The 20,862-nt window shown below is 69.9% G+C and carries 18 protein-coding genes; 4 read left to right on the forward strand and 14 right to left on the reverse strand.

Features of this window, described 5'->3' with window-relative positions; all coding sequences use genetic code 11:
* Nucleotides 1-28: 28 nt before the first annotated feature.
* A protein-coding gene (gene prfB, locus AB5T46_RS05675) for a peptide chain release factor 2 (protein WP_370562884.1) occupies nt 29-1,157 on the reverse strand; the annotation gives its coding sequence in 2 pieces (ribosomal slippage) (nt 29-1,081 and nt 1,083-1,157; 1,128 coding nt in all).
* Between the two features lie 179 nt (nt 1,158-1,336).
* Between prfB and AB5T46_RS05680 the strand changes: the two genes are divergently transcribed.
* Nucleotides 1,337-2,089 carry a M48 family metallopeptidase gene (locus AB5T46_RS05680; protein ID WP_370562886.1) on the forward strand — a complete coding sequence of 251 codons (753 nt, stop codon included), beginning with the start codon at nt 1,337-1,339 and terminating at the stop codon, nt 2,087-2,089.
* Nucleotides 2,090-2,122: 33 nt separating this feature from the next.
* On the opposite strand, the gene recJ is transcribed toward AB5T46_RS05680, so the two are convergent.
* From recJ to carA, 5 genes are all read right to left on the reverse strand, one after another.
* Nucleotides 2,123-3,865, reverse strand: a complete 1,743-nt coding sequence (recJ, locus tag AB5T46_RS05685; RefSeq protein ID WP_370562887.1) for a single-stranded-DNA-specific exonuclease RecJ — start codon at nt 3,863-3,865, stop codon at nt 2,123-2,125.
* A complete protein-coding gene (locus tag AB5T46_RS05690) occupies nt 3,862-4,809 on the reverse strand; it encodes a phosphoglycerate mutase (RefSeq protein ID WP_370562888.1) in 948 nt (315 codons plus the stop codon). Before AB5T46_RS05690 ends, recJ begins: the two co-directional genes overlap by 4 nt.
* Before the next feature lie 281 nt (nt 4,810-5,090).
* On the reverse strand, nt 5,091-5,579 hold the full coding sequence (greA, locus tag AB5T46_RS05695; protein WP_370562889.1) for a transcription elongation factor GreA: 489 nt from the start codon (nt 5,577-5,579) through the stop codon (nt 5,091-5,093).
* Nucleotides 5,576-8,821: a carbamoyl-phosphate synthase large subunit gene (gene carB / locus AB5T46_RS05700; RefSeq protein ID WP_370562890.1), complete on the reverse strand. Its 3,246-nt coding sequence runs from the start codon at nt 8,819-8,821 to the stop codon at nt 5,576-5,578. The genes greA and carB overlap by 4 nt, the downstream gene beginning before the upstream one ends.
* 1 nt (nt 8,822) lies before the next feature.
* On the reverse strand, nt 8,823-9,944 hold the full coding sequence (gene carA, locus AB5T46_RS05705) for a glutamine-hydrolyzing carbamoyl-phosphate synthase small subunit (protein WP_370562891.1): 1,122 nt from the start codon (nt 9,942-9,944) through the stop codon (nt 8,823-8,825).
* 253 nt (nt 9,945-10,197) lie between these two features.
* Between carA and AB5T46_RS05710 the strand changes: the two genes are divergently transcribed.
* Nucleotides 10,198-10,662 carry a hypothetical protein gene (locus AB5T46_RS05710; protein WP_370562892.1) on the forward strand — a complete coding sequence of 155 codons (465 nt, stop codon included), beginning with the start codon at nt 10,198-10,200 and terminating at the stop codon, nt 10,660-10,662.
* 214 nt (nt 10,663-10,876) lie between these two features.
* Here the strand turns inward: AB5T46_RS05710 and AB5T46_RS05715 are convergent, their stop codons facing one another.
* The 5 genes from AB5T46_RS05715 to hrcA form a co-directional block, all read right to left on the reverse strand.
* Nucleotides 10,877-11,593 (reverse strand): 4-hydroxy-tetrahydrodipicolinate reductase, encoded by a 717-nt coding sequence (locus tag AB5T46_RS05715; RefSeq protein ID WP_370562893.1) that lies wholly within the window; start codon nt 11,591-11,593, stop codon nt 10,877-10,879.
* Between the two features lie 147 nt (nt 11,594-11,740).
* Nucleotides 11,741-12,880 (reverse strand): molecular chaperone DnaJ, encoded by a 1,140-nt coding sequence (dnaJ, locus tag AB5T46_RS05720; RefSeq protein ID WP_370562894.1) that lies wholly within the window; start codon nt 12,878-12,880, stop codon nt 11,741-11,743.
* 151 nt (nt 12,881-13,031) lie between these two features.
* Complete coding sequence (gene dnaK, locus AB5T46_RS05725; RefSeq protein WP_370562895.1) at nt 13,032-14,963, reverse strand: molecular chaperone DnaK; 1,932 nt, start codon at nt 14,961-14,963, stop codon at nt 13,032-13,034.
* A gap of 186 nt (nt 14,964-15,149) precedes the next feature.
* Nucleotides 15,150-15,686 (reverse strand): nucleotide exchange factor GrpE, encoded by a 537-nt coding sequence (gene grpE, locus AB5T46_RS05730; RefSeq protein ID WP_370562896.1) that lies wholly within the window; start codon nt 15,684-15,686, stop codon nt 15,150-15,152.
* Between the two features lie 227 nt (nt 15,687-15,913).
* A complete protein-coding gene (gene hrcA, locus AB5T46_RS05735) occupies nt 15,914-16,945 on the reverse strand; it encodes a heat-inducible transcriptional repressor HrcA (protein ID WP_370563108.1) in 1,032 nt (343 codons plus the stop codon).
* A 312-nt stretch (nt 16,946-17,257) separates the two neighbouring features.
* On the opposite strand from hrcA, the gene recN reads away from it, so the two are divergent.
* Entirely contained in the window at nt 17,258-18,919 is a 1,662-nt protein-coding gene (gene recN, locus AB5T46_RS05740; RefSeq protein ID WP_370562897.1) for a DNA repair protein RecN, read from the forward strand.
* Nucleotides 18,920-19,154: 235 nt separating this feature from the next.
* Here recN and fur read toward each other — a convergent pair whose 3' ends face one another.
* Nucleotides 19,155-19,559: a ferric iron uptake transcriptional regulator gene (fur, locus tag AB5T46_RS05745; protein ID WP_149193531.1), complete on the reverse strand. Its 405-nt coding sequence runs from the start codon at nt 19,557-19,559 to the stop codon at nt 19,155-19,157.
* A 123-nt stretch (nt 19,560-19,682) separates the two neighbouring features.
* Here fur and AB5T46_RS05750 point away from each other — a divergent pair, with 123 nt between their 5' ends.
* On the forward strand, nt 19,683-20,075 hold the full coding sequence (locus AB5T46_RS05750) for an outer membrane protein assembly factor BamE (protein ID WP_370562898.1): 393 nt from the start codon (nt 19,683-19,685) through the stop codon (nt 20,073-20,075).
* A gap of 43 nt (nt 20,076-20,118) precedes the next feature.
* Here the strand turns inward: AB5T46_RS05750 and AB5T46_RS05755 are convergent, their stop codons facing one another.
* Together AB5T46_RS05755 and AB5T46_RS05760 are read right to left on the reverse strand one after the other, a co-directional pair.
* Nucleotides 20,119-20,373 (reverse strand): RnfH family protein, encoded by a 255-nt coding sequence (locus AB5T46_RS05755; protein ID WP_370563109.1) that lies wholly within the window; start codon nt 20,371-20,373, stop codon nt 20,119-20,121.
* A gap of 5 nt (nt 20,374-20,378) precedes the next feature.
* Entirely contained in the window at nt 20,379-20,810 is a 432-nt protein-coding gene (locus AB5T46_RS05760) for a type II toxin-antitoxin system RatA family toxin (RefSeq protein WP_370562899.1), read from the reverse strand.
* Nucleotides 20,811-20,862: the final 52 nt, after the last annotated feature.

Consider the following 20,862-nt stretch of genomic DNA (forward strand, 5'->3'; position numbering starts at 1 on the left):
GCGCCCGTTTGGCCAGGAACGGGGAGGATTACACGGCGTCGGTGCGTTTGGAGCCGGCTTCCAGGCCGGACTTCAGGCTGGCCTCGACGAACTCGTCCAGGTCGCCGTCGAGCACCTTCTGGGTATCGCTGCGTTCGATGCCGGTGCGCAGGTCCTTGATCCGCGACTGGTCCAGCACGTAGTTGCGGATCTGGCTGCCCCAGCCGATGTCGGACTTGGTGGCCTCCACCGCGTCCCGCTCGGCGTTGCGCTTCTGCACTTCCAGCTCGTACAGCTTGGCCGCCAGCATCTTCATCGCGGTGTCGCGGTTGGCGTGCTGGCTGCGGCCGGTCTGGCAGGCCACCACGATGCCGCTCGGCAGGTGGGTGATGCGCACCGCCGATTCGGTCTTGTTGACGTGCTGGCCGCCGGCGCCGGACGAGCGGTACACGTCGGTCCTGAGGTCGGCGGGATTGATGTCGATGTCGATGTCGTCGTCGACCTCGGGCGAGACGAACACCGAAGTGAAGCTGGTATGGCGGCGGTTGTCGGAATCGAACGGCGACTTGCGCACCAGCCGGTGCACGCCGGTCTCGGTCTTCAGCCAGCCGTAGGCGAAGTCGCCCTCGACCCGGATCGTGGCCGACTTGATGCCCGCGACCTCGCCGCCGCTGACTTCCATCAGCTCGGTCTTCCAGCCGCGCGACTCGGCCCAGCGCAGGTACATGCGCAGCAGTATCTCGGCCCAGTCCTGCGCCTCGGTGCCGCCGGCGCCGGCCTGGATGTCGACGAAGGCGGCGGCGGAATCCATCTTGCCGGAGAACATCCGCTGGAACTCGAGCTTGTCGACGCCGTCGGCGTAGCGCTCGACGTCGTCGACCACCGCCCGCGCGGTGTCCTCGTCGGCCTCGGACTCGGCCAGGTCGAGCAGTTCGCCGGCACCGGCCAGCCCCTCCCGCAGCTGGCTGAGGCCGTTCACGGTCTTGTCCAGCAACGAGCGTTCGCGGCCCAGGGTCTGGGCGCGTTCCGGATCGTTCCAGACATTGGGATCCTCGAGCTCGCGCTCTACCTCTTCGAGACGCTCACGCTTGGCGTCGTAGTCAAAGATACCCCCTCAGCGCTTCCAGCCGGCCCTGCAGGTCGGCGATGCGCTGGCGGACGGGATTGAGTTCGATCATGGCACCTGGCCCTCGGGCATAAGCGCGGAATTCTAGCAATTCCGCGCCCACCCCTGCATCCGGGATCCGCAGGAACGCCCGGCACGGATCCGCACCGCCCGGTCATCTCCTGCAGGTATGATGCGTCGCGGTTCCGTCGCATCCAGGCGGGCCTCTATCCAACACTAAGGAGCAATCTCATGCGGAGCATACATTTCATCCCGGCCTCTTCCCTTCTCCTGTTCGCCGGCCTGTTCGCCGCTGGTACCGCAGCGGCCATCGACCTGGGCGGGAAACTGGGTGCGGGACTGAAGGCGGGCAGGGCGCTGACGCTGTCCGACCAGGAAGTCATCGCCTCGGCCGAACAGGCTTGTGCGCACATGGACGCGAGCAATCCGGTGGCGACGCAGGACGATCCCGACGCCGTGCGCCTGGCGAGCATCACCGATGGGCTGGCGAACGAAGACGGCCTGTCGCTGGATTTCAAGGTGTACAAGACCGACGACGTCAACGCCTGGGCGATGGCCAACGGCTGCGTGCGGGTGTATTCGGGGCTGATGGACGTCGCCTCGGACGACGAAATCCGCGGCGTGATCGGCCATGAGATCGGCCACGTCAAGCTGGGCCACACCAAGAGCAAGATGCGCACCGCCCTGCTTTCCTCCAGTGCGCGCGAAGGCCTCTCGGTCGCAGGTGGTTCGCAGGTGAGCGCGCTCGCATCGGGCCGGATCGGGGAACTTGCCGAGGGCGTGGTCAACGCGCAGTTCTCGCAGAAGGAGGAAGGCGCCGCCGACGAGTACGGCTATGGATTCATGATGCGGCACCAGTACGATCCCGCCGCGATGGTGACCATGTTCCGCAAGCTCTCCAGCGAGGGCGGGCTGATGTCCTCCCACCCCGGTTCGGAAGCGCGCGCCAGGCGCATCGAGGGGATGATCGCCAAGGGCCGTTGAGCCCATGCGGCCGGTGCCGGCGGGAACGACCCGTCAGGCGCCGGCCGTCTCGCGATGCTCCACGATCAGCTGGATCGCCTGCCCGCCGCGATAGTCGTCGGTGGCAAGACGATAGGCGAGGCGCACGCGCTGCAGCGGTTCGCCTCCGGTCGCATCGACGCCGCCGAACTGGATCGCGCCGAGCGGCTCGCGCCGGTCCGCGCCGCGCAGCCGTAGTTTCAGGTGCCGCTCGCCGACGATCCGCCAGTCCAGCACCTCGAATTCGCCGTCGAACAGCGGCTCCGGAAACCCCTGTCCCCAGGGGCCGCCATCGCGCAGCGCCTCGGCGTGGAAGCGGTCGAACTCGTGCGGCAGCAGCTCGCCGTCGCTGTCGAGCACCGCTTCCAGCACCGAGGCGTCGAGGCAGGCCGCGGCGTAGGCGCAGAACGCATGCTCGAAGGCCGCGAAGCGCCCGGCATCGAGGCTGAGCCCGGCGGCCATCGCATGGCCGCCGAACTTGTCCATCAGTCCCGGGTTTGCGACATCCAGCGCGGCCAGCGCATCGCGGATGTGGAAGCCCGGGATCGAACGCGCCGAACCGCGCAGGCTGGCGCTGCCCGGCTCCACCGGCGCGAACGCAATCACCGGCCGGTGCAGGCGCTCCTTCAGCTTCGAGGCGACCAGGCCGATCACGCCCGGGTGCCAGTCCGGATCGAACAGGCACAGCACCACGGGTGCCATGGCGGCGAGGTCGACCGGCAGGCGCGATGCGATCGCCGCTTCGGCCTCGTCGACCATCGCCTGCTGCACCCCGCGACGTTCGGCGTTGATGCCGTCGAGCCGCCGCGCCAGCTCCATGGCAGTTGCATCGTCCTCGCACAGCAGGCACTCGATGCCGAGCGCCATGTCCTGCAGCCGGCCGGCGGCATTCACCCGCGGCGCGACTGCGAAGCCGATGTCGGCCGCGGTCAGCCGCGCCGCCTGCCGTCCCGACACCTCGATCAGCGCGCGCAGCCCCGGGCAGCCCTGCCCGGCGCGCAGGCGCTGCAGCCCGGCGGCGACCAGTGCACGGTTGTTGGCGTCCAGCGGCACCAGGTCGGCGACGGTGCCGACCGCGACCAGGTCGAGCAGCGTGCGCAGGTCCGGGCCGGCGCCGGTCAACACGCCGCGCGCCCGCAACAGGCCGCGCAGCGCCAGCAGCACGTAGAAGATCACGCCGACGCCGGCCAGGGCCTTGCTGGGAAAGCCGTCGCCGGCGAGGTTCGGATTGACGATCACGTCCGCCGGCGGCAGCCGCTCGCCCGGCAGGTGGTGGTCGGTGACCAGCACCCGCCAGCCACGCGCCTTGGCCGCCGCCACGCCGGCATGGCAGGCAATGCCGTGGTCGACGGTGAGCAGCAGTTCCGGATCCAGCGCCGCGAGCTCGTCGACCAGCGCCGGCGACAGGCCATAGCCGTGGATCACGCGATTCGGCACCGCAGGCACCACGTCGCGCGCGCCGAGCATGCGCAGGCCGCGCACCGCCACCGCACAGGCGGTAGCCCCGTCGCAGTCGAAATCACCGACCACCACGATCCGGCGGCCGTCGGCGACGGCATCGGCGAGCAACGCCGCCGCGTCGGCGATGCCGGTCAGCGTGTCCGGCGGCAGCAGCCGCGACAACCGCGGCTGCGCGAGCACGGCATCGACGATGCCGCGGGCGGCGTAGATGCGGCGCAGCAGCGGCGGCACGTGCCCGGGCCAGTCGCCGGCGACCGCGGCGACATCGCGGCGGCGGATGCGGCGCGTCGGCGTCATCGCGCCAGGGCGGCCTGCGGGCGGCGCCAGACGCGCCAGCGCTGGCCACGTGCGATGCGGAAGGCGTCGCCGTCCTCCAGGTCCAGCCGCAGCGATGCCAGGTGCCCCGCCTGCACGGCCTCCAGCGCCGGCGCAAGCCAGGCCTGCGCGAACAGCTTCAGGTCGCGCAGCGGGCGCAGGTCGATCAGGGTGTCGACGTCGGGCGCAGCGAAGCGCGCCTCCGGCGGCTGCACGCGCAACCCGGCGGCGGCGGCCAGCGCGCGCAGCGATTCGTCGTCGCCGGAGACGGCGGCGAAGCCGCTGCGGACGTGGTCCGGCAGCAGGCCGGCGCCCCAGAACCACAGCGAGTTCACCGGCGCCAGGCCGTGCTCGATGCGGCGCGCGTTCCACGGGTGGTTGTGCAGCACGATCTGGGCCTCGTTGAGCAGCGCGCGCCAGCGCCTGCCCCTGGACCCTTCGGCCAGGTGCTCGAACAGGTCGGCGCCGAGCGCCTCCGAGGGTGCCGTGAATTCCGGCAGGTCGGCCTGCGGCGGCAGGCGCAGGTACCAGCGCGTCGGCACCGGTGCGTCAATCGGAAAACCGGCATCGCCGAACAGCGGTTTCAGCGGCGGCAGCAGTGCCGCGACGTCCGCATCGCCCAGCGTCAGCGCCTCGCCGCAGGCGAGCAGGCGCGCGCCGTTGATGTCGGGGCGGACGTAAGCCGGATCCGCGCGCAACCAGGCCGAGCCGGCGGCGTCACCGGCATCCATCTGCCGGCTCAGCGCGGCGATCGGCCAGCGCCGCGGCAGCAGTTCGAAATGGCGCAGCAGCTGGGCGCGATACCCCGCCTCCCCGGCCGGCAGGCGATCGGCCCGCCCCAGCGCGCGCGCGCCGGCGTCGTCCAGGCGCTGTGCACCGAATCGCTCGGCGGCGGGCAGCAGGAAGGTGACCCGCGCGGCGCCCATCAGGCGCGCCCCCTCGGGAATGACGCCGATTTCACGGTTTCACGGGCTTCTCGCACGACAAGCCGTGTCGCTGTCGCCGTCGAGGCATTGCGAAAAGCGTTCGCCGCGGATTGACGCGGACGAGCGCGGAGAAAGCCCATCGGGACCATGCGCGGGCAAGTTCCCATTCGATTCGCCAGATCGGCGTTCATCCGCGTCGATCCGCGGCAAAAAAGCGCTCGCCCGGCAATGGTAAAGCGCGAGCCGGTCGGGTCGGGGCTCCTCGCCATGCGCGGACAGGCCTAGCCGTAGCGGACCGAGACGATGTCGTACTCGCGGGTGCCGCCGGGCGCCTCGATGGTGACGCTGTCGCCCTCGTGCTTGCCGATGAGGGCGCGCGCGACCGGCGAGGAGATCGCGATCAGGCCCTGCTTGATGTCGGCTTCCAGGTCGCCGACGATCTGGTAGCGCCGGATGTGGTCGGCAGCGCCCTGCTCCGACTCGACGTCCTCGAGCTCCACGCGGGCGCCGAAGACGATCTTCGAGCCGGCATTCAGTGTCGTCACGTCGATGACCTGGGCGTGCGACAGCTCGGACTCGAGCTGCTTGATCCGGCCTTCGATGAATCCCTGCTGCTCGCGCGCGGCATGGTATTCGGCGTTTTCCTTCAGGTCGCCGTGCGCGCGCGCCTCGGCGATCGCGCTGATCACCGCAGGGCGCTTCACCGACTTCAGTTCGTCCAGTTCGGCGCGCAACCGCTGCGCGCCCTGAACCGTCAATGGTGCTCTCATCTTTGCCTCAATTCTTCGTGCAGTTCCTGCAACGACCAGACCGGTCCGCTGCCGCGATATTCCAGAGAATGCAGCAATGCCCGGGCGCCGGCAATGGTGGTCGAGTAGGTGACCCGCTGCTGCAGCGCCTCGCGCCGGATCGAGAACGAGTCGGCGATCGCCTGCTTGCCCTCGGTGGTGTTGACGATGTAGGCGATCTCGCCGTTCTTGATCAGGTCGACGATGTGCGGCCGGCCCTCGATCACCTTGTTGATGCGCTCACAGGCGATGCCGTGTTCATCCAGCCACTGCGCCGTGCCGCGGGTGGCGACCAGCGTGTAACCGCGGTCGATCAGGTCACGCGCCACCGGCAGCACCCGCGGCTTGTCGGGGTCGCGCACCGAGACGAACACCTTGCCCGTGGTCGGCGGGGTGCGGATGCCCGCGGCCTCCTGCGCGCGCGCGAAGGCGGCGCCGAAGCTGCGGCCCACGCCCATCACCTCGCCGGTCGAGCGCATCTCCGGGCCGAGGATCGGATCCACGCCCTGGAACTTGGCGAACGGGAAGATCGCCTCCTTGACCGCGTAGTAGTCCGGCACGATCTCCTCGGTGACGCCCTGCTCGGCCAGGCTGCGCCCGGCCATGCAACGCGCCGCGATCTTGGCCAGCGGCAGGCCGGTGGCCTTGGACACGAACGGCACCGTGCGCGAGGCACGCGGGTTCACCTCCAGCAGGAAGATCCGGTCCTCGCCGCCGTTGGTCTGGACCGCGAACTGCGTGTTCATCAGCCCGACCACGTTCAGCCCCCGCGCCAGCGCGACCACCTGCTCGCGCAGGCGTGCCTGGGTGGCGGCGGACAGCGAGTACGGCGGCAGCGAGCAGGACGAGTCGCCCGAATGCACGCCGGCCTCCTCGATGTGTTCCATCACGCCGCCGATCAGCACCTGGCCGTCGGCGTCGGCGATCACGTCGATGTCGACCTCGACCGCGTTGTCGAGGAAACGGTCGAGCAGCACCGGCGAATCGTTCGACACCTTGACCGCCTCGCGCATGTAGCGTTCCAGGTCGACGTCGGCGTGCACCACCTCCATCGCGCGGCCGCCGAGCACGTAGCTCGGGCGCACCACCAGCGGGTAGCCGATCTCGCGCGCCAGCAGCAACGCCTGCTCGGGGTTGCGCGCGGTGCGGTTCGGCGGCTGCTCGAGCTGGAGCTTGTGCACCAGTTGCTGGAAGCGCTCGCGGTCCTCGGCCAGGTCGATCGAATCCGGCGAGGTGCCGATGATCGGCACGCCGGCGGCCTCCAGCGCGCGCGCCAGCTTCAGCGGGGTCTGCCCGCCGTATTGCACGATCACGCCTTTGGGCTTCTCCAGCTCGACGATCTCCAGCACGTCCTCGAGCGTGAGCGGTTCGAAGTACAGGCGATCGGAGGTGTCGTAGTCGGTGGAGACGGTCTCCGGGTTGCAGTTGACCATGATGGTCTCGAACCCGTCTTCGCGCAGCGCCAGCGCCGCGTGCACGCAGCAGTAGTCGAACTCGATGCCCTGCCCGATCCGGTTCGGGCCGCCGCCGAGCACCATGATCTTGTCGCGGTCGGTCGGCTGCGCCTCGCACTCGTCCTCGTAGGTCGAGTACAGGTAGGCGGTGGTGGTGGCGAACTCGGCCGCGCAGGAGTCGACGCGCTTGTACACCGGACGGATGTCGAACGCGCGGCGCAACGCGCGCACCGCGTGCTCGTCGCTGCCGGTCAGCTGCGCCAGGCGGGCGTCGGAGAAGCCCATGCGCTTGAGCCGGCGCAGGCGCGCGGCGTCGAGCGCCCGCAGGCCGTCGTCCGCGATCTCGCGCTCGGTGGCGACCAGTTCCTCGATCTGGTCGAGGAACCAGGGATCGACGAACGACAGCGCGTGCACGTCCTCCACGCGCATGCCGGCGCGGAAGGCGTCGGCGAGATGGAACATCCGGTCCGGTCCCGGCTCCTTGACCTCGCGCCGCAGCGCGGTCAGGCCCTCCTCGCTGTCGAGGTCGAGCCCGGTCGGGTCCAGCCCCACCTTGCCGGTCTCCAGTCCGCGCAGCGCCTTCTGCAGCGACTCCTGGAAGCTGCGGCCGATCGCCATCACCTCGCCGACCGACTTCATCTGCGTGGTCAGGCGCGCATCGGCCTGCGGGAACTTCTCGAACGCGAAGCGCGGGATCTTGGTGACCACGTAGTCGATGGCCGGCTCGAACGAGGCCGGGGTGAGCCCGCCGGTGATCTCGTTGCGCAGCTCGTCCAGGGTGTAGCCGACGGCGAGCTTGGCGGCGACCTTGGCGATCGGGAAACCGGTGGCCTTGGACGCCAGCGCCGAGGAGCGCGACACGCGCGGGTTCATCTCGATCACGACCACCCGGCCGGTCTGCGCGTTGATCCCGAACTGCACGTTGGAGCCGCCGGTGTCGACGCCGATCTTGCGCAGCACCGCGACGGAAGCGTCGCGCAGGCGCTGGTATTCCTTGTCGGTCAGGGTCTGCGCCGGGGCCACGGTGATCGAGTCGCCGGTGTGCACGCCCATCGGGTCGAAGTTCTCGATCGAGCAGACGATGATGCAGTTGTCCGCGGTGTCGCGGACGACCTCCATCTCGAACTCCTTCCAGCCCAGCACCGACTCCTCGATCAGCACCTCGTGGGTGGGCGAAAGCTCGAGGCCGCCCTTGACGATGTCCTCGAACTCCTCACGGTTGTAGGCGATGCCGCCGCCGCTGCCGCCGAGGGTGAAGCTGGGACGGATGATCGTCGGGTAGCCGACGTCGGCCTGGATCTCCATCGCCTGCTCGAAGCTCCTGGCGACCGCGGCCTTGGGGCATTCCAGGCCGATCTCCGCCATCGCCACGCGGAACAGCTCGCGGTCCTCGGCCATGCGGATCGCCTCGCGCGAGGCACCGATCAGCTCGACGCCGTACTTCTCCAGCACGCCGTTGTCGGCGAGGTCGAGCGCGCAGTTGAGCGCGGTCTGCCCGCCCATGGTCGGCAGCAGCGCGTCGGGCTTCTCCTTGGCGATGATCTTCTCGACCATCTGCCAGGTGATCGGCTCGATGTAGACCGCGTCGGCCATCTCCGGGTCGGTCATGATCGTGGCCGGGTTCGAGTTCACCAGCACTACCCGGAAACCTTCCTCGCGCAGCGCCTTGCAGGCCTGCGCGCCGGAGTAGTCGAACTCGCAGGCCTGGCCGATCACGATCGGCCCGGCGCCGATGATCAGGATGGTGCGGATGTCGCTGCGCTTTGGCATGTCAACGCGCCTCCATCAGCGCAACGAAACGATCGAACAGCGGCGCCACGTCGTGCGGGCCCGGCGACGCCTCCGGGTGACCCTGGAAACTGAACGCGGGCGCGTCGGTCAGTTCGATGCCCTGGTTGCTGCCGTCGAACAGCGAGCGGTGGGTGACGCGGACGTTGGCCGGCAGGCTCGCCTCGTCGACGGCGAAGCCGTGGTTCTGCGAGGTGATCATCACCCGACCGGTATCGAGGTCCTGGACCGGATGGTTGGCGCCGTGGTGGCCGAACTTCATCTTCACGGTCCTGCCGCCGGCGGCCAGCCCGAGCAGCTGGTGGCCCAGGCAGATCCCGAAGGTCGGGATCCGGCGCTCGATGCACGTGCGGATCGCCGCGATCGCGTAGTCGCAGGGTTCCGGGTCGCCCGGGCCGTTGGCCAGGAACACCCCGTCCGGCGCCATCGCCAGCACCTCGGCGGCCGGCGTCTGTGCCGGCACCACGGTGACCTCGCAGCCGCGCGCCGCGAGCATCCGCAGGATGTTGCGCTTCACGCCGTAGTCCCAGGCGACCACCTTGAACCGCGGCCCGACGCGCGCGAACACGCCGCTGTCGAGCTCGAGCTCGCCTTCCGACCAGACGTAGCGCTCGCGCGTGCTCACTTCCTTCGCCAGGTCCATGCCCTTCAGGCCCGGGAACTTGCGTGCGGCCTCGATCGCGTGGTCGACATCGATCTCGCCGGCCATCAGCGCGCCGTTCTGGGCGCCGCGGTCGCGCAGCAGGCGCGTCAGCTTGCGGGTGTCGATATCGGCGATGGCGAGCACGCCGCGTTCGCGCAGCCAGTCCGGCAGCGCCAGTTCGCTGCGCCAGCTGCTGGGCCGGCGCGGCACGTCGCGCACGATCAGGCCGGCGGCCCAGACCTGCGGCGCTTCGTCGTCCTGGCCGGTGCAGCCGGTATTGCCGATGTGCGGATAGGTCAGGGTGACCAGCTGCCGTGCGTAGGAGGGGTCGGTGAGGATCTCCTGGTAGCCGGTCATCGCGGTGTTGAACACCACCTCGCCGACCGAAAGGCCGGGCGCGCCTGCGGAAATGCCCTCGAAGACGGTGCCGTCCTCGAGTGCCAGAATTGCGGGTTGGGTCACGGCGCTCGCCTTGTATGGAGAAACCCTGCCCCGCCGACCTGCGGCTGCAGGAAACCGCGGACGTGGCTTCGATCCAGTCCGGGCGGCGGTCATCAGGCGAGCGGGAATTGTACCGATGCCCCCCGCAAAAGGGAACGCCCGGCCGCGTTCGACGCAAGCTCGATTCATGCCATGGTCGGATGTCGCGGATGCGGCCGATGCGCTAGCGTGCCTGCAGGATCGGCCACGGTTCGGCCGGCCAGGGGAGGAGAAGATGAAGCGGGATGCCGTCTACACCAAGACCGAGGCCGGTCAGCGCGAGGTCGCGCACCGCTCCGGCACGCTCGATGGCCGCCACCGCACGCTGCTGATCCTGCTGGACGGCAAACGCCGGGTATCCGAGTTGCCGCCGCAGATGGGCGACGACACGGCGCTCGCGGGGATGCTCGGACGGCTCGAGGCCCTGGGCCTGATCGTCGCCGACGGCGCCCTGGCAGCCGCATCCGGGCCGGGGCCGGGAGCAGCGGCACAACCGGACTGGAGCGAGCGCCGCATGCGCGCGGCGCGCATGCTGAACGCAATACTGGGCCCCGCCGGCGATGGCCTGGCGGTGCGCCTGGAATCGCTCGGGTCGGAGCAGCAGCTGCCGGAACTGCTGGAGCGGTGCCGACGCCTGATCGCCGACCTGCGCGGCGAGGCGGCGGTCGAGCGGTTCGATGCGGCGCTGGATGGGCCCTAGCGCCGATCGACATTCACTCCCTCCGTCTACCTCTGTAGGAGGGGCTTCAGCCCCGACCTGCCGAAGATCGCGGCAAGGAAACAGGGAGCGCGCGGTGCCGGCCGGGAAGCTGCGTGCGTGGGTCCTTTTCCCGCGCTCCGTTCGTTTCCCGGGGTCGGGGCTGAAGCCCCTCCTGCAAGGACAACGGGGCATGAAAAGCGGATGTCGATACGTCCTAGGCGAACAGCAGATCCCGCAACCGGTATCGGCCCGCCGGGCGGCCGCGCAGGCGCACCGCCGCGGCCAGCGCGCCGCGGGCGAAGATGTCGCGGTCGCCGGCGCGGTGGATCAGTTCGATGCGCTCGCCGATGCCGCTGAACTGCACCGTGTGCTCGCCGACGATGTCACCGGCGCGCAGGCTGGCGTAGCGCGCCTCGGCTCCGCCCCGCTGCGCCGAGGCGCCCAGCGCCAGCGCGGTGCCCGACGGCGCGTCCTGCTTGTGCACGTGGTGGGCCTCGACGATGTCGCAATCCCAGCCGTGGAGGGCGCCGGCGGCGCGCTCGACCAGTTCCTCCAGCACCGCCACGCCGAGGCTGAAGTTGGCTGCCGGCAGCACCGCGATCCGCTCCGCGGCCGCGTCCAACGCGTCCTGTTGCGCCTGCGCCAGCCCGGTGGTGCCGGAGACGAACCCGGCGCCGCGTTCGATGCTCAGCGCGAGGATCGCCCCGAGGCCCTCGGGCAGGCTGAAGTCGATCGCGACATCGAAGGCCGGCACGCCGTGCAGTTCGGTGGTGGCGAACTGCGGCACGCCGTCGATCACGCGCTGACCGACCGTGCGCGACACCGCGGCGACCGGAAGGCAGTCGTCGCGCCCGGCGCACAGCCGCAGCAGCGCCCGGCCCATGCGACCGGAGGCGCCGTGGATCAACAGTCGGACGGGAGCGTCGGGCATTGGCGCAGGCTACCGGCGGTGGCCCGGCCCGACAAGCCGCAAACGACTCCTGCCCGTAGAGCGGAGCTTGCTCCGCTGCCTGGGCTCCGGAGTCCGTGCAGCCGAGCAAGCTCGGCTCTACGGGGGCGTGGGCGAGCCGGTGCGGGCTCAGGAGGTCATGCGTTCCCAGAAGCCGCGTACGCCGTCGACGAAGGTGCTGGACTTCGGCGAGTGGCGGCGCGCGGCGCCGTCGCCGGCGAAGGTCGCCTCGAACTGCTGCAGCAACTCGCGTTGCTCGGTGGTGAGGTTGACCGGGGTTTCGACCACCGCCTTGCAGAACAGGTCGCCGGGCTTGCGGCTGCGCACCGAGCGCACGCCCTTGTCGCGCAGGCGGAACACCTTGCCGGTCTGGGTCTCGGCGGGAACGCGGATCTCCGCCTCGCCGCCGAGCGTCGGCACGCGCACCGTGTCGCCGAGCGCCGCCTGCGAGATGCGGATCGGCACTTCGCAATGCAGGTCGTCGCCGTCGCGCACGAAGAACTCGTGCGGGCGCACCCGCACCTCGACATAGAGGTCGCCCGGCGGCGAGCCACCGGGGCCGGCCTCGCCCTCGCCCGCCAGGCGGATGCGATCGCCGGAATCGACCCCGGCGGGGATCTTCACCGACAGCACCTTCTCCTCTTCGACGCGACCCGCGCCGCGGCAGGTCCGGCAGGGGTTGCTGATCACCTGGCCGCGCCCGCCGCAATGCGGACAGGCCTGCTGCATGGTGAAGATGCCGCGCTGGATGCGCACCTGGCCGCGCCCATGGCAGGTGCCGCAGGTATCGATGCGGCCGTCCTCCGAACCGGACCCGGCGCAGTCGCCGCAGGCCGCCAAGGTCGGCAGTTCGATGCGCTTCTCGACGCCGGCCACGGCCTCCTCGAGGTCCAGTTCCAGCACGTAGCCGACGTCCGCGCCGCGGCGTGGCCCGCCACGCGTCGCGCCGCCGCCGAAGATGTTGCCGAAGATGTCGCCGAAGATGTCGCCCATGTCGGCGAAGCCGGCACCGCCCGGGCCGGCATTGCCGCCGCCCATGCCGTGCTCGAAGGCGGCGTGCCCGTACTGGTCGTACATGCGGCGCTTGCCGCCGTCGGACAGGACTTCGTAGGCCTCCTTGCATTCCTTGAAGGCCGCCTCGGAGTCCACGTTGCCGGGATTGCGGTCCGGATGGTGCTTCATCGCGCAGCGGCGGTAGGCCTTCTTCAGGTCCTCCTCGCTGGTGTTCCGGGGCACGCCCAGGACTTCGTAGTAGTCGCGTTTGCTCATGGCCGGGAATCGGGAATCGGGAATGGGGAATCGCTAGAAGCGGGCGCCTTGTCGCATGCGCTCTTTCTGATACGAAAATCGGGAACCGGGCAGACCGAAGGAGCCGGGCAGACGCCCCGCTCCTCCGATTCCCCATTCCCGATTTCCCGATTCACGGCTTCTTTTCGTCATCCTTGACCTCGGTGAACTCGGCGTCGACCACATCGTCGCCCTGCTGCGCGCCCGTGGCGCCGGCGCCTCCGTCCGGGCCGGCCGCCTGCTCGGAGGCCGCGGCCGCCGCTGCGAACAGCGACTGCGCGGCTTCCTCCAGCGCCTTGGTCCTGGCTTCGATCTGGGCCTTTTCGTCGCCCTTCATCGCCGTTTCCAGGTCGGAGATCGCGCTCTCGGCACGGCCGATCACGTCGCCCGGCACCTTGTCGCCGTTGTCCTTGATCGCACTGCGCGCGCTGTGGATCAGGGCGTCGGCCTGGTTGCGCGCCTGCACCAGTTCCTGGAACTTCTTGTCCTCCTCGCGGTGCGCCTCGGCGTCGGACACCATGCGCTGGATCTCGTCGTCCGAGAGGCCGGAGCCGGCCTTGATCTCGACCTTCTGCTCCTTTCCGGTCTTCTTGTCCTTGGCGTGCACGTGCAGGATGCCGTTGGCGTCGATGTCGAACGACACCTCCACCTGCGGCATGCCGCGCGGCGCCGGATCGATCCCGGTGAGGTCGAACTTGGCCAGCGACTTGTTGAAGCGGGCCTGCTCGCGCTCGCCCTGCAGCACGTGCACCGTCACCGCGGACTGGTTGTCCTCGGCGGTGCTGAAGGTCTGCGACGCCTTGGTCGGGATCGTGGTGTTCTTCTCGATGATCTTGGTGAACACGCCGCCCAGGGTCTCGATGCCCAGGCTCAGCGGGGTCACGTCGAGCAGCAGCACGTCCTTGACGTCGCCGGCCAGCACGCCGCCCTGGATCGCCGCACCGATCGCCACGGCCTCGTCAGGGTTGACGTCCTTGCGCGGCTCCTTGCCGAAGAACTCGCCCACCGCCTGCTGCACCTTCGGCATGCGGGTCTGGCCGCCGACCAGGATCACCTCGTCGATCTCGGACGCGCGCACGCCGGCATCGTTGAGCGCGGTGCGGCACGGCTCGATGGTCTTCTTCACCAGGTCCTCGACCAGCGCCTCGAGCTTGGCGCGGGTGAGCTTGATGTTCAGGTGCTTCGGCCCGGAAGCGTCGGCGGTCACGTACGGCAGGTTGACCTCCGTCTGCTGCGAGCTGGACAGCTCGATCTTGGCGCGCTCGGCAGCGTCTTTCAGGCGCTGCAGGGCCAGCGGATCCTTGCGCAGGTCGATGCCCTGGTCCTTGTTGAACTCCTCGACCAGGTAGTCGATGACGCGCTTGTCGAAGTCCTCGCCGCCGAGGAAGGTGTCGCCGTTGGTGGCCAGCACCTCGAACTGCTTCTCGCCGTCCACTTCCGCGATCTCGATGATCGAGACGTCGAAGGTGCCGCCGCCGAGGTCGTACACGGCGACCTTGCGATCGGCGCCGGTCTTGTCGAGGCCGTAGGCCAGCGCCGCCGCCGTCGGCTCGTTGATGATGCGCTTGACCTCGAGCCCGGCGATCTTGCCGGCGTCCTTGGTCGCCTGCCGCTGCGAGTCGTTGAAGTACGCCGGCACGGTGATCACCGCCTCGGTGACCTTCTCGCCCAGGTAGTCCTCGGCGGTCTTCTTCATCTTCTCGAGCACGCGCGCGGAAATCTCCTGCGCCGACAGCTTCTTGCCGTCGGCGGTCGCGACCCAGGCGTCGCCGTTGTCGTGCTTGACGATCTTGTAGGAGACCAGGTCGATGTCCTTCTGGACCTCGGCGTCGTCGAACTTGCGCCCGATCAGGCGCTTGACCGCGTAGAAGGTGTTGGCGGAGTTGGTCACGGCCTGGCGCTTGGCGGACGCGCCGACCAGCACCTCGCCGTCCTTGCTGTAGGCCACGATCGACGGCGTGGTGCGGTCACCCTCGCTGTTCTCGATGACCCGGGTCTTGCCGCCTTCCATGATCGCCACGCACGAGTTGGTCGTGCCGAGGTCGATGCCGATGATCTTTGCCATGAGTGGTTCCCTCTGGAATTTCTGGTTCTGGATATGGACTTGGCGGTCCAGCCGCCGACTGGGGCTATCTGGGGGCTGCGCCGCCCGCTTCAAGCGCCGCGGCACCGCGCCGGGCCGTGACCCGCACCCGCCGGGTAGCCTGCCGCGCGCCGGATGCCGACGAAAACCGGCCGTCGCCCACCGGCATCAGTCGTGCTTGGCGACCACCACGAGAGCCGGGCGCAGCAGCCGTTCGTTCAGCTTGTAGCCCTTCTGGAACAGCTGCACGATCGCGCCGGGCGCGACCTCGTGCGACTCGACCACGCTCATCGCCTGGTGCCGCTCCGGATCGAAGGCCTCGCCGATCGCCGGCGCGATCTCGACCAGGCCGTTGCCCTCGGCGACCTTGTGCAGCTGGCGCAGGGTGAGTTCGACCCCGGCCCGCAGCGGGTCGCCTTCGGGCGCGGTCGCCAGTCCCGCCTCCAGGCTGTCGAACACCGGCAGCAGGTCGCCCAGCAGGCGCTCGTTGGCGAAACGGCGGGCGGCCTCGACGTCGCGCGCCAGGCGCTTGCGCTGGTTCTCCAGGTCGGCGCGCTCGAGCAGCACCTGCGCCCGCAGCTGCTCCAGTTCGCCCTGCAGCGCCTCGATCCGGTCCTGCAGCGCGATCTCTGCCTGCTCGGCGTCCCGCGCCTGGTCCTCCGGCGCGTGCCCGCCGGCGTCGTTTTCGTTCGGTTGGTTGCTCATTTCCCGTTCCGTGGCGGTCGTTCGGCCGCCGCAGTGCGGAGCAATGGGGTTGAACGATCGGGATTCAAGGGCGCGCGTCGCGCGTGCGGACACGATGCTCGCGACGCCGGCGGCGGTCTGGTGCGCCGACCCGTCTCCGTCCCCCGTAGAGCGGAGCTTGCTCCGCTGCGGAGGCTCCGGAGACGGCGCAGCGGAGCAAGCTCCGCTCTACAAGACCAAGGGGGGAATCAGCTGCCGCGCGAGGATTCCAACGCGGCGCCGAGCACGTCGGCCGTGGCCTGCACCACCGGGATGACCCGGTCGTAGGCCATGCGGGTCGGCCCGATCACGCCGAGCACGCCCAGCACCTGCCCCGAGGAGCCGTACGGCGCCGAAACCAGCGAGACGCCCTCGAGCGGGGCCAGGCCGGTCTCCTCGCCGATGAAGATGCGCACACCGGGCGCGCCGGCCGTGCGTTCGAGCAGCTGCAGGATCTCGCGCTTGCGCGTGAACGCATCGAACAGGTCGCGCAGCCGATCCAGGTCCGACAGGTCCTGCAGCCCCATCAGCCGGGTCTGGCCGGCGACCACCATGTCCTCGCCGCCCTCGGGCGCCAGCGCCTGCTCGGCCAGCTCGACGGTGTGCGCCAGCAGGTTCTCCATCTCGCTGCGCACCGTGCGCATCTCCTGCACCAGGGTGGCGCGGATGTCGGCCAGCGAGCGGCCGGCGAAATGGGCATTGAGATAGTTCGCCACCCGCTCGAGCTCGCCCGGCTCGTAGCTGCGGCGGGTCTGGATCAGCCGGTTCTGCACCTCATTGTCGGCGAACACCAGGATCGCCATCACCCGCTGGCTGTCGACCGCGACGAAGTCGATGTAGCGGAACGCGAACTGCTCGCGCCGCGGCACGCTGACCACGCCGACGAAGTGCGTCATCGCCGACACCAGTTCCGAGGCGCTGCCGAGCAGCGACTGGGTGCCGATCCCGACCGGCAGCTCGGTGCGCAGCCGCGCCACCTCCTTGTCCGGCAACGGCTTGAGCTGCAGCAGCGAATCGACGAACACCCGATAGCCCTGCGCGGTGGGCACGCGTCCGGCCGAGGTGTGCGGCGTGCTCAACAGGCCGCTGTCCTCCAGGTCGGCGAGGATGTTGCGGATCGTCGCCGCGCTGACGTCGAGGCCGGCATGCCGGGCCAGCGTCTGCGAACCGACCGGCTCGCCGTCGCGGATATGGCGCGCGATCAGGGTCCGCAGCAGCTGCCGTGCGCGCGGGTCTTTCAGTCGGTCGGCATCGGTACGGTCCACGGTGACGGTGTACTAAGGACAGTGCGAAAAGTCCAATCCTCAAGACAGCCACTGTCGGCCGGCCCCTGTCCCGATCGGTCGCCACCGTGGTCGTCATGGGCAATCGCGCTGGAGCTTTTGGACGCGGATGAACGCGGATAAGGCCATTGCGAGGTGCCTTATCCGCGTCAAACCGCTCTCATCCGTCGCCGCGCCGTTCGCACCGGCTGCGACGGCTGACCGCGAGCATGGCGGCCGATCCCGTACCACGCTTGGCCCGGACCCGTCACGCGCTGCACAATCCACCCCATGCTCACCCATCTCGCCATCCGCGATTTCGCCGTCGCCAGCGCCAGCGAACTCGAGTTCGGTCCCGGCATGACCGCGATCTCCGGCGAGACCGGCGCCGGCAAGTCGCTGCTGGTCGATGCGCTGGGTTTCCTGTCCGGCCTGCGCGCCGACAGCGGCATGGTCCGGCACGGCGCGGCGCGCGCCGAGCTGAGCGCAGACTTCGACCTGGACGATGCGCCGGCGGCGCTGGCCTGGCTGCGGGCGCAGGAATTCGACGACGGCACCACCTGCCAGCTGCGCCGCACCCTGCGCGCCGACGGCGGCTCGCGGGCCTGGATCAACGGCCGGCCGGCGACGCTGTCGCAGCTCGGCGAACTCGCCGGGCACCTGGTGGAGATCCACGGCCAGCACGAGCACCAGGCGCTGCTCTCGCGCGGCAGCCAGCTGGCCCTGCTCGACGCCTATGGCCGCCACGACGCCCTGCTCGACCAGGTCGCCGCGGCGGCGGCGGCCTGGTCCGGCCTGCTGCGCGAGCGCGAGACGTTGTCGCACGGCGGCGATGTCGGCGAGCGCCGCGACTGGCTGGCGCACCAGCTGCAGGAGCTGGACGACGAGGCGCTGGACGCCGATGCCATCGCCGAATTGGAGACCGGCCATCGCCGCCAGGCCCATGCCGCCGCCCTCATCGCCGCCTGCGAGACGACCTTGGCCGCGCTCGGCGAAGAGCACTCGCTGTCGCGCCAGCTGCAGCACCTGCGCGGCGAGCTGGCGCGGGTCCGGGAGCACGAGCCGCGGCTGGGCGAGGTCGACACGATGCTCGAAGCCGCCGGCATCCAGCTCGACGAGGCGCAGCTGCTGCTGCAGCGCGTGCGCGACGACCTGGATCTGGATCCCGGCCGGCTGGAGGAGTTCGAGCGCCGCCTCGGCCGCCTGCACGACCTTGCCCGCAAGCACCGTGTCGCGCCCGAATCGCTGGCCGCGCATCGCGATACGCTGGCCGGGGAACTCGACGCGCTGGAACGCGCCGGCGCGCGCCTGGGCGCGCTCGACGGCGAGATCGAGGCGGCGGCGGCGCACTGGCGCCAGGCCGCGGCGCAGCTGGGCCGGGCGCGCAGGAAGGCCGCCGACGGTCTGGGCCACGCCACCACCGCGTTGATTACGGAGCTCGGCATGGGCGGCGGCCGCTTCGAAATCGAACTCGAGCCGCAGCCGGAACCACGGCCGGACCCGCAGGGCGCCGAACGCGCCGAGTTCCTGGTCTCCGCCAACGCCGGGCAGCCGCCACGGCCGTTGCGCAAGGTCGCCTCGGGCGGCGAGCTGTCGCGCATCTCGCTGGCGATCGAGGTCGCGGCGCTGGGGCTAGATGCAGTGCCGACGATGGTGTTCGACGAGGTCGATTCCGGCATCGGCGGCGCCGTGGCCGGGATCGTCGGCCAGAAGCTGCGTGCGCTGGGCGAAAGCCGGCAGGTGCTGTGCGTCACCCACCTGCCGCAGGTCGCGGCGCAGGGGCATGCGCACTACCTGGTCAGCAAGTCGGCCGAATCCGGCATCACCGAGAGCGAGGTACGGCGGCTGGACGCCCGCCAGCGCCAGGAGGAGCTGGCGCGGATGCTCGGCGGCGTCGAGGTCAGCCGCGAGGCGCGGGCGGCGGCGAAGCGGCTGCTGGCGGATGTGTCTTGAGGGCCGGGAATCGGGAATCGGGAATCGGGAATCGGGGCGGCAGCATTGCGCGCGCCGGCAGCCTGTCAACCGTCATCCCAGCGAAGGCCGGGATCCATTTCTGAGGTCGCGGAAAAGCTAAGGTGGATCATCAGCCTTCGGCTGCTGTAAAGCGCTTGAGCAGGTTCGCTGTTGAAAGGCACTTCGGCGTGCGCCGGGTGACGGGCAACGGCGCTACGCCTTCCCGGGTCACGATCTACTTCTTCTTCCGCACGTACAACACCAGCGAGTGGTCCTCGAGCACGAAGCCGTGCCGCTCGGCGATCTCGCGCTGCAGGCGCTCGATCTCGGGGCTCTCGAACTCGACGATCTTGCCGCTGTCGACGTCGACCATGTGGTCGTGATGGCCGCCGCGGTCGAGCTCGTAGATGGCGTGACCGCCCTCGAAGTTGTGCTTGAGCACCAGGCCCGCGGCCTCGAACTGGGTCAGCACCCGGTACACCGTCGCCAGGCCGATCTCGTCGCCCTGCTCCAGAAGATGGCGGTAGATGTCCTCCGCGGTCATGTGATGCTGCGGGGTCTTCTGTTCGAGCAGTTCGAGGATGCGCATCCGCGGATGCGTCACCTTGAGCCCGGCCTTGCGCAGATCCAGTGATTCCATGGGCGTCTCGATATCGGCGCCGCGGCGGTCGGTCAGCGGGCGCTGAACGCCGGCCGCGCGGCCCGGTTGCGGCGGTCGCGGTGAGTGTATCATCGGCGCGTTTCCATTCAGCCCCGCGAGTCCATGCGCAAACTCCTGCTTCCCCTCGTCCTCGCCAGCGCCGTCGCCGGCTGCGGCATCATCTACAAGCAGCCGATCTACCAGGGCAGCCTGCTCGAGGAATCCGCGGTGGAGCAGCTGCAGGCCGGCATGGACAAGCAGCAGGTCATGGCGCTGCTGGGCTCGCCCTCGATCGCCGATCCGTTCCACCAGCAGCGTTGGGACTACACCGCGTCGCAACGCACCGGCCGCCGGGGCCGGACCGAGATCAAGAACCTGACCCTGTGGTTCGAGAGCGACACCCTGGCGCGTTGGGACGGCGAGTACTTCCCGGAGCAGGACGAGGCGCTGGCCACCGAGGTGCGCCGGGTCTTCGGCCCCAACCTGCCACGCGACCGCGACCAGCGCCGCCGCTGACCGCAGGGGCGCCGGCGACCGGCTCCATTCAGCGCGCTCCACTTCAGCGCGGGCGCTGCGCCCGGCGCCGCCGGCTCTCCTTGGGATCGGCCTGCAGCGGCCGCAGCAGTTCCACCCGGTCGCCGTCGCGCAGTTCCGCGTCGGCCGCCGCACGTTCACCGTGGATCGCGTAACCGTCGCATTGCCCGGGATCGAAGCCGGAGGCGGCCAACGCGTCGGCCACGGTGGCCGGTTCCGGCAAGGTCACCCGTACCGATTCGAAGCGCCGCGGCCAGGCGCGGATGACCTCGACCTCGATTGCCATCAGCGGTCGCCGCGATCGGCCACGCGGATGAAGTCGTCGACCATGCGGTCGGCCAGTCCCTGGAAGCCCAGCGTCAGCGCCGGCGTCAGCAGCCGGCTCAGCGGTTCGAACTCGAGGGTCAGGGTGACCTTGCAGGCCGATTCGTCGAGGGCATGGAACTCCCAGCGCCCGTCCAGGCGCCGGAAGGGGCCGTCCCGCAGGCGCATGTCGATATGGTGCGGCGGAGACAGCGCGTTCTCGGTCACGAACCAGGTGCGCAGCGAACCGAGCCCCAGGTCCAGCCGCGCGACCAGCCGCGATGCATCGGATTCGAGCACCTCGGCCGCGTCGCACCAGTCGAAACGCCGCGGATAGGCGGCCACGTCGTTGACCAGCCCGAACATCCGCGTCGCGGAATGTTCGACCAGGGCGCTGCGTTGGATCTTCGGCATCGAGGACTCGTGTGTACGGGCATATCAAAGCACCCGCGGTTCGGGGACAATA

This window comes from Luteimonas salinilitoris (assembly GCF_041300785.1).
In the GTDB taxonomy this organism is placed as follows: domain Bacteria; phylum Pseudomonadota; class Gammaproteobacteria; order Xanthomonadales; family Xanthomonadaceae; genus Luteimonas; species Luteimonas salinilitoris.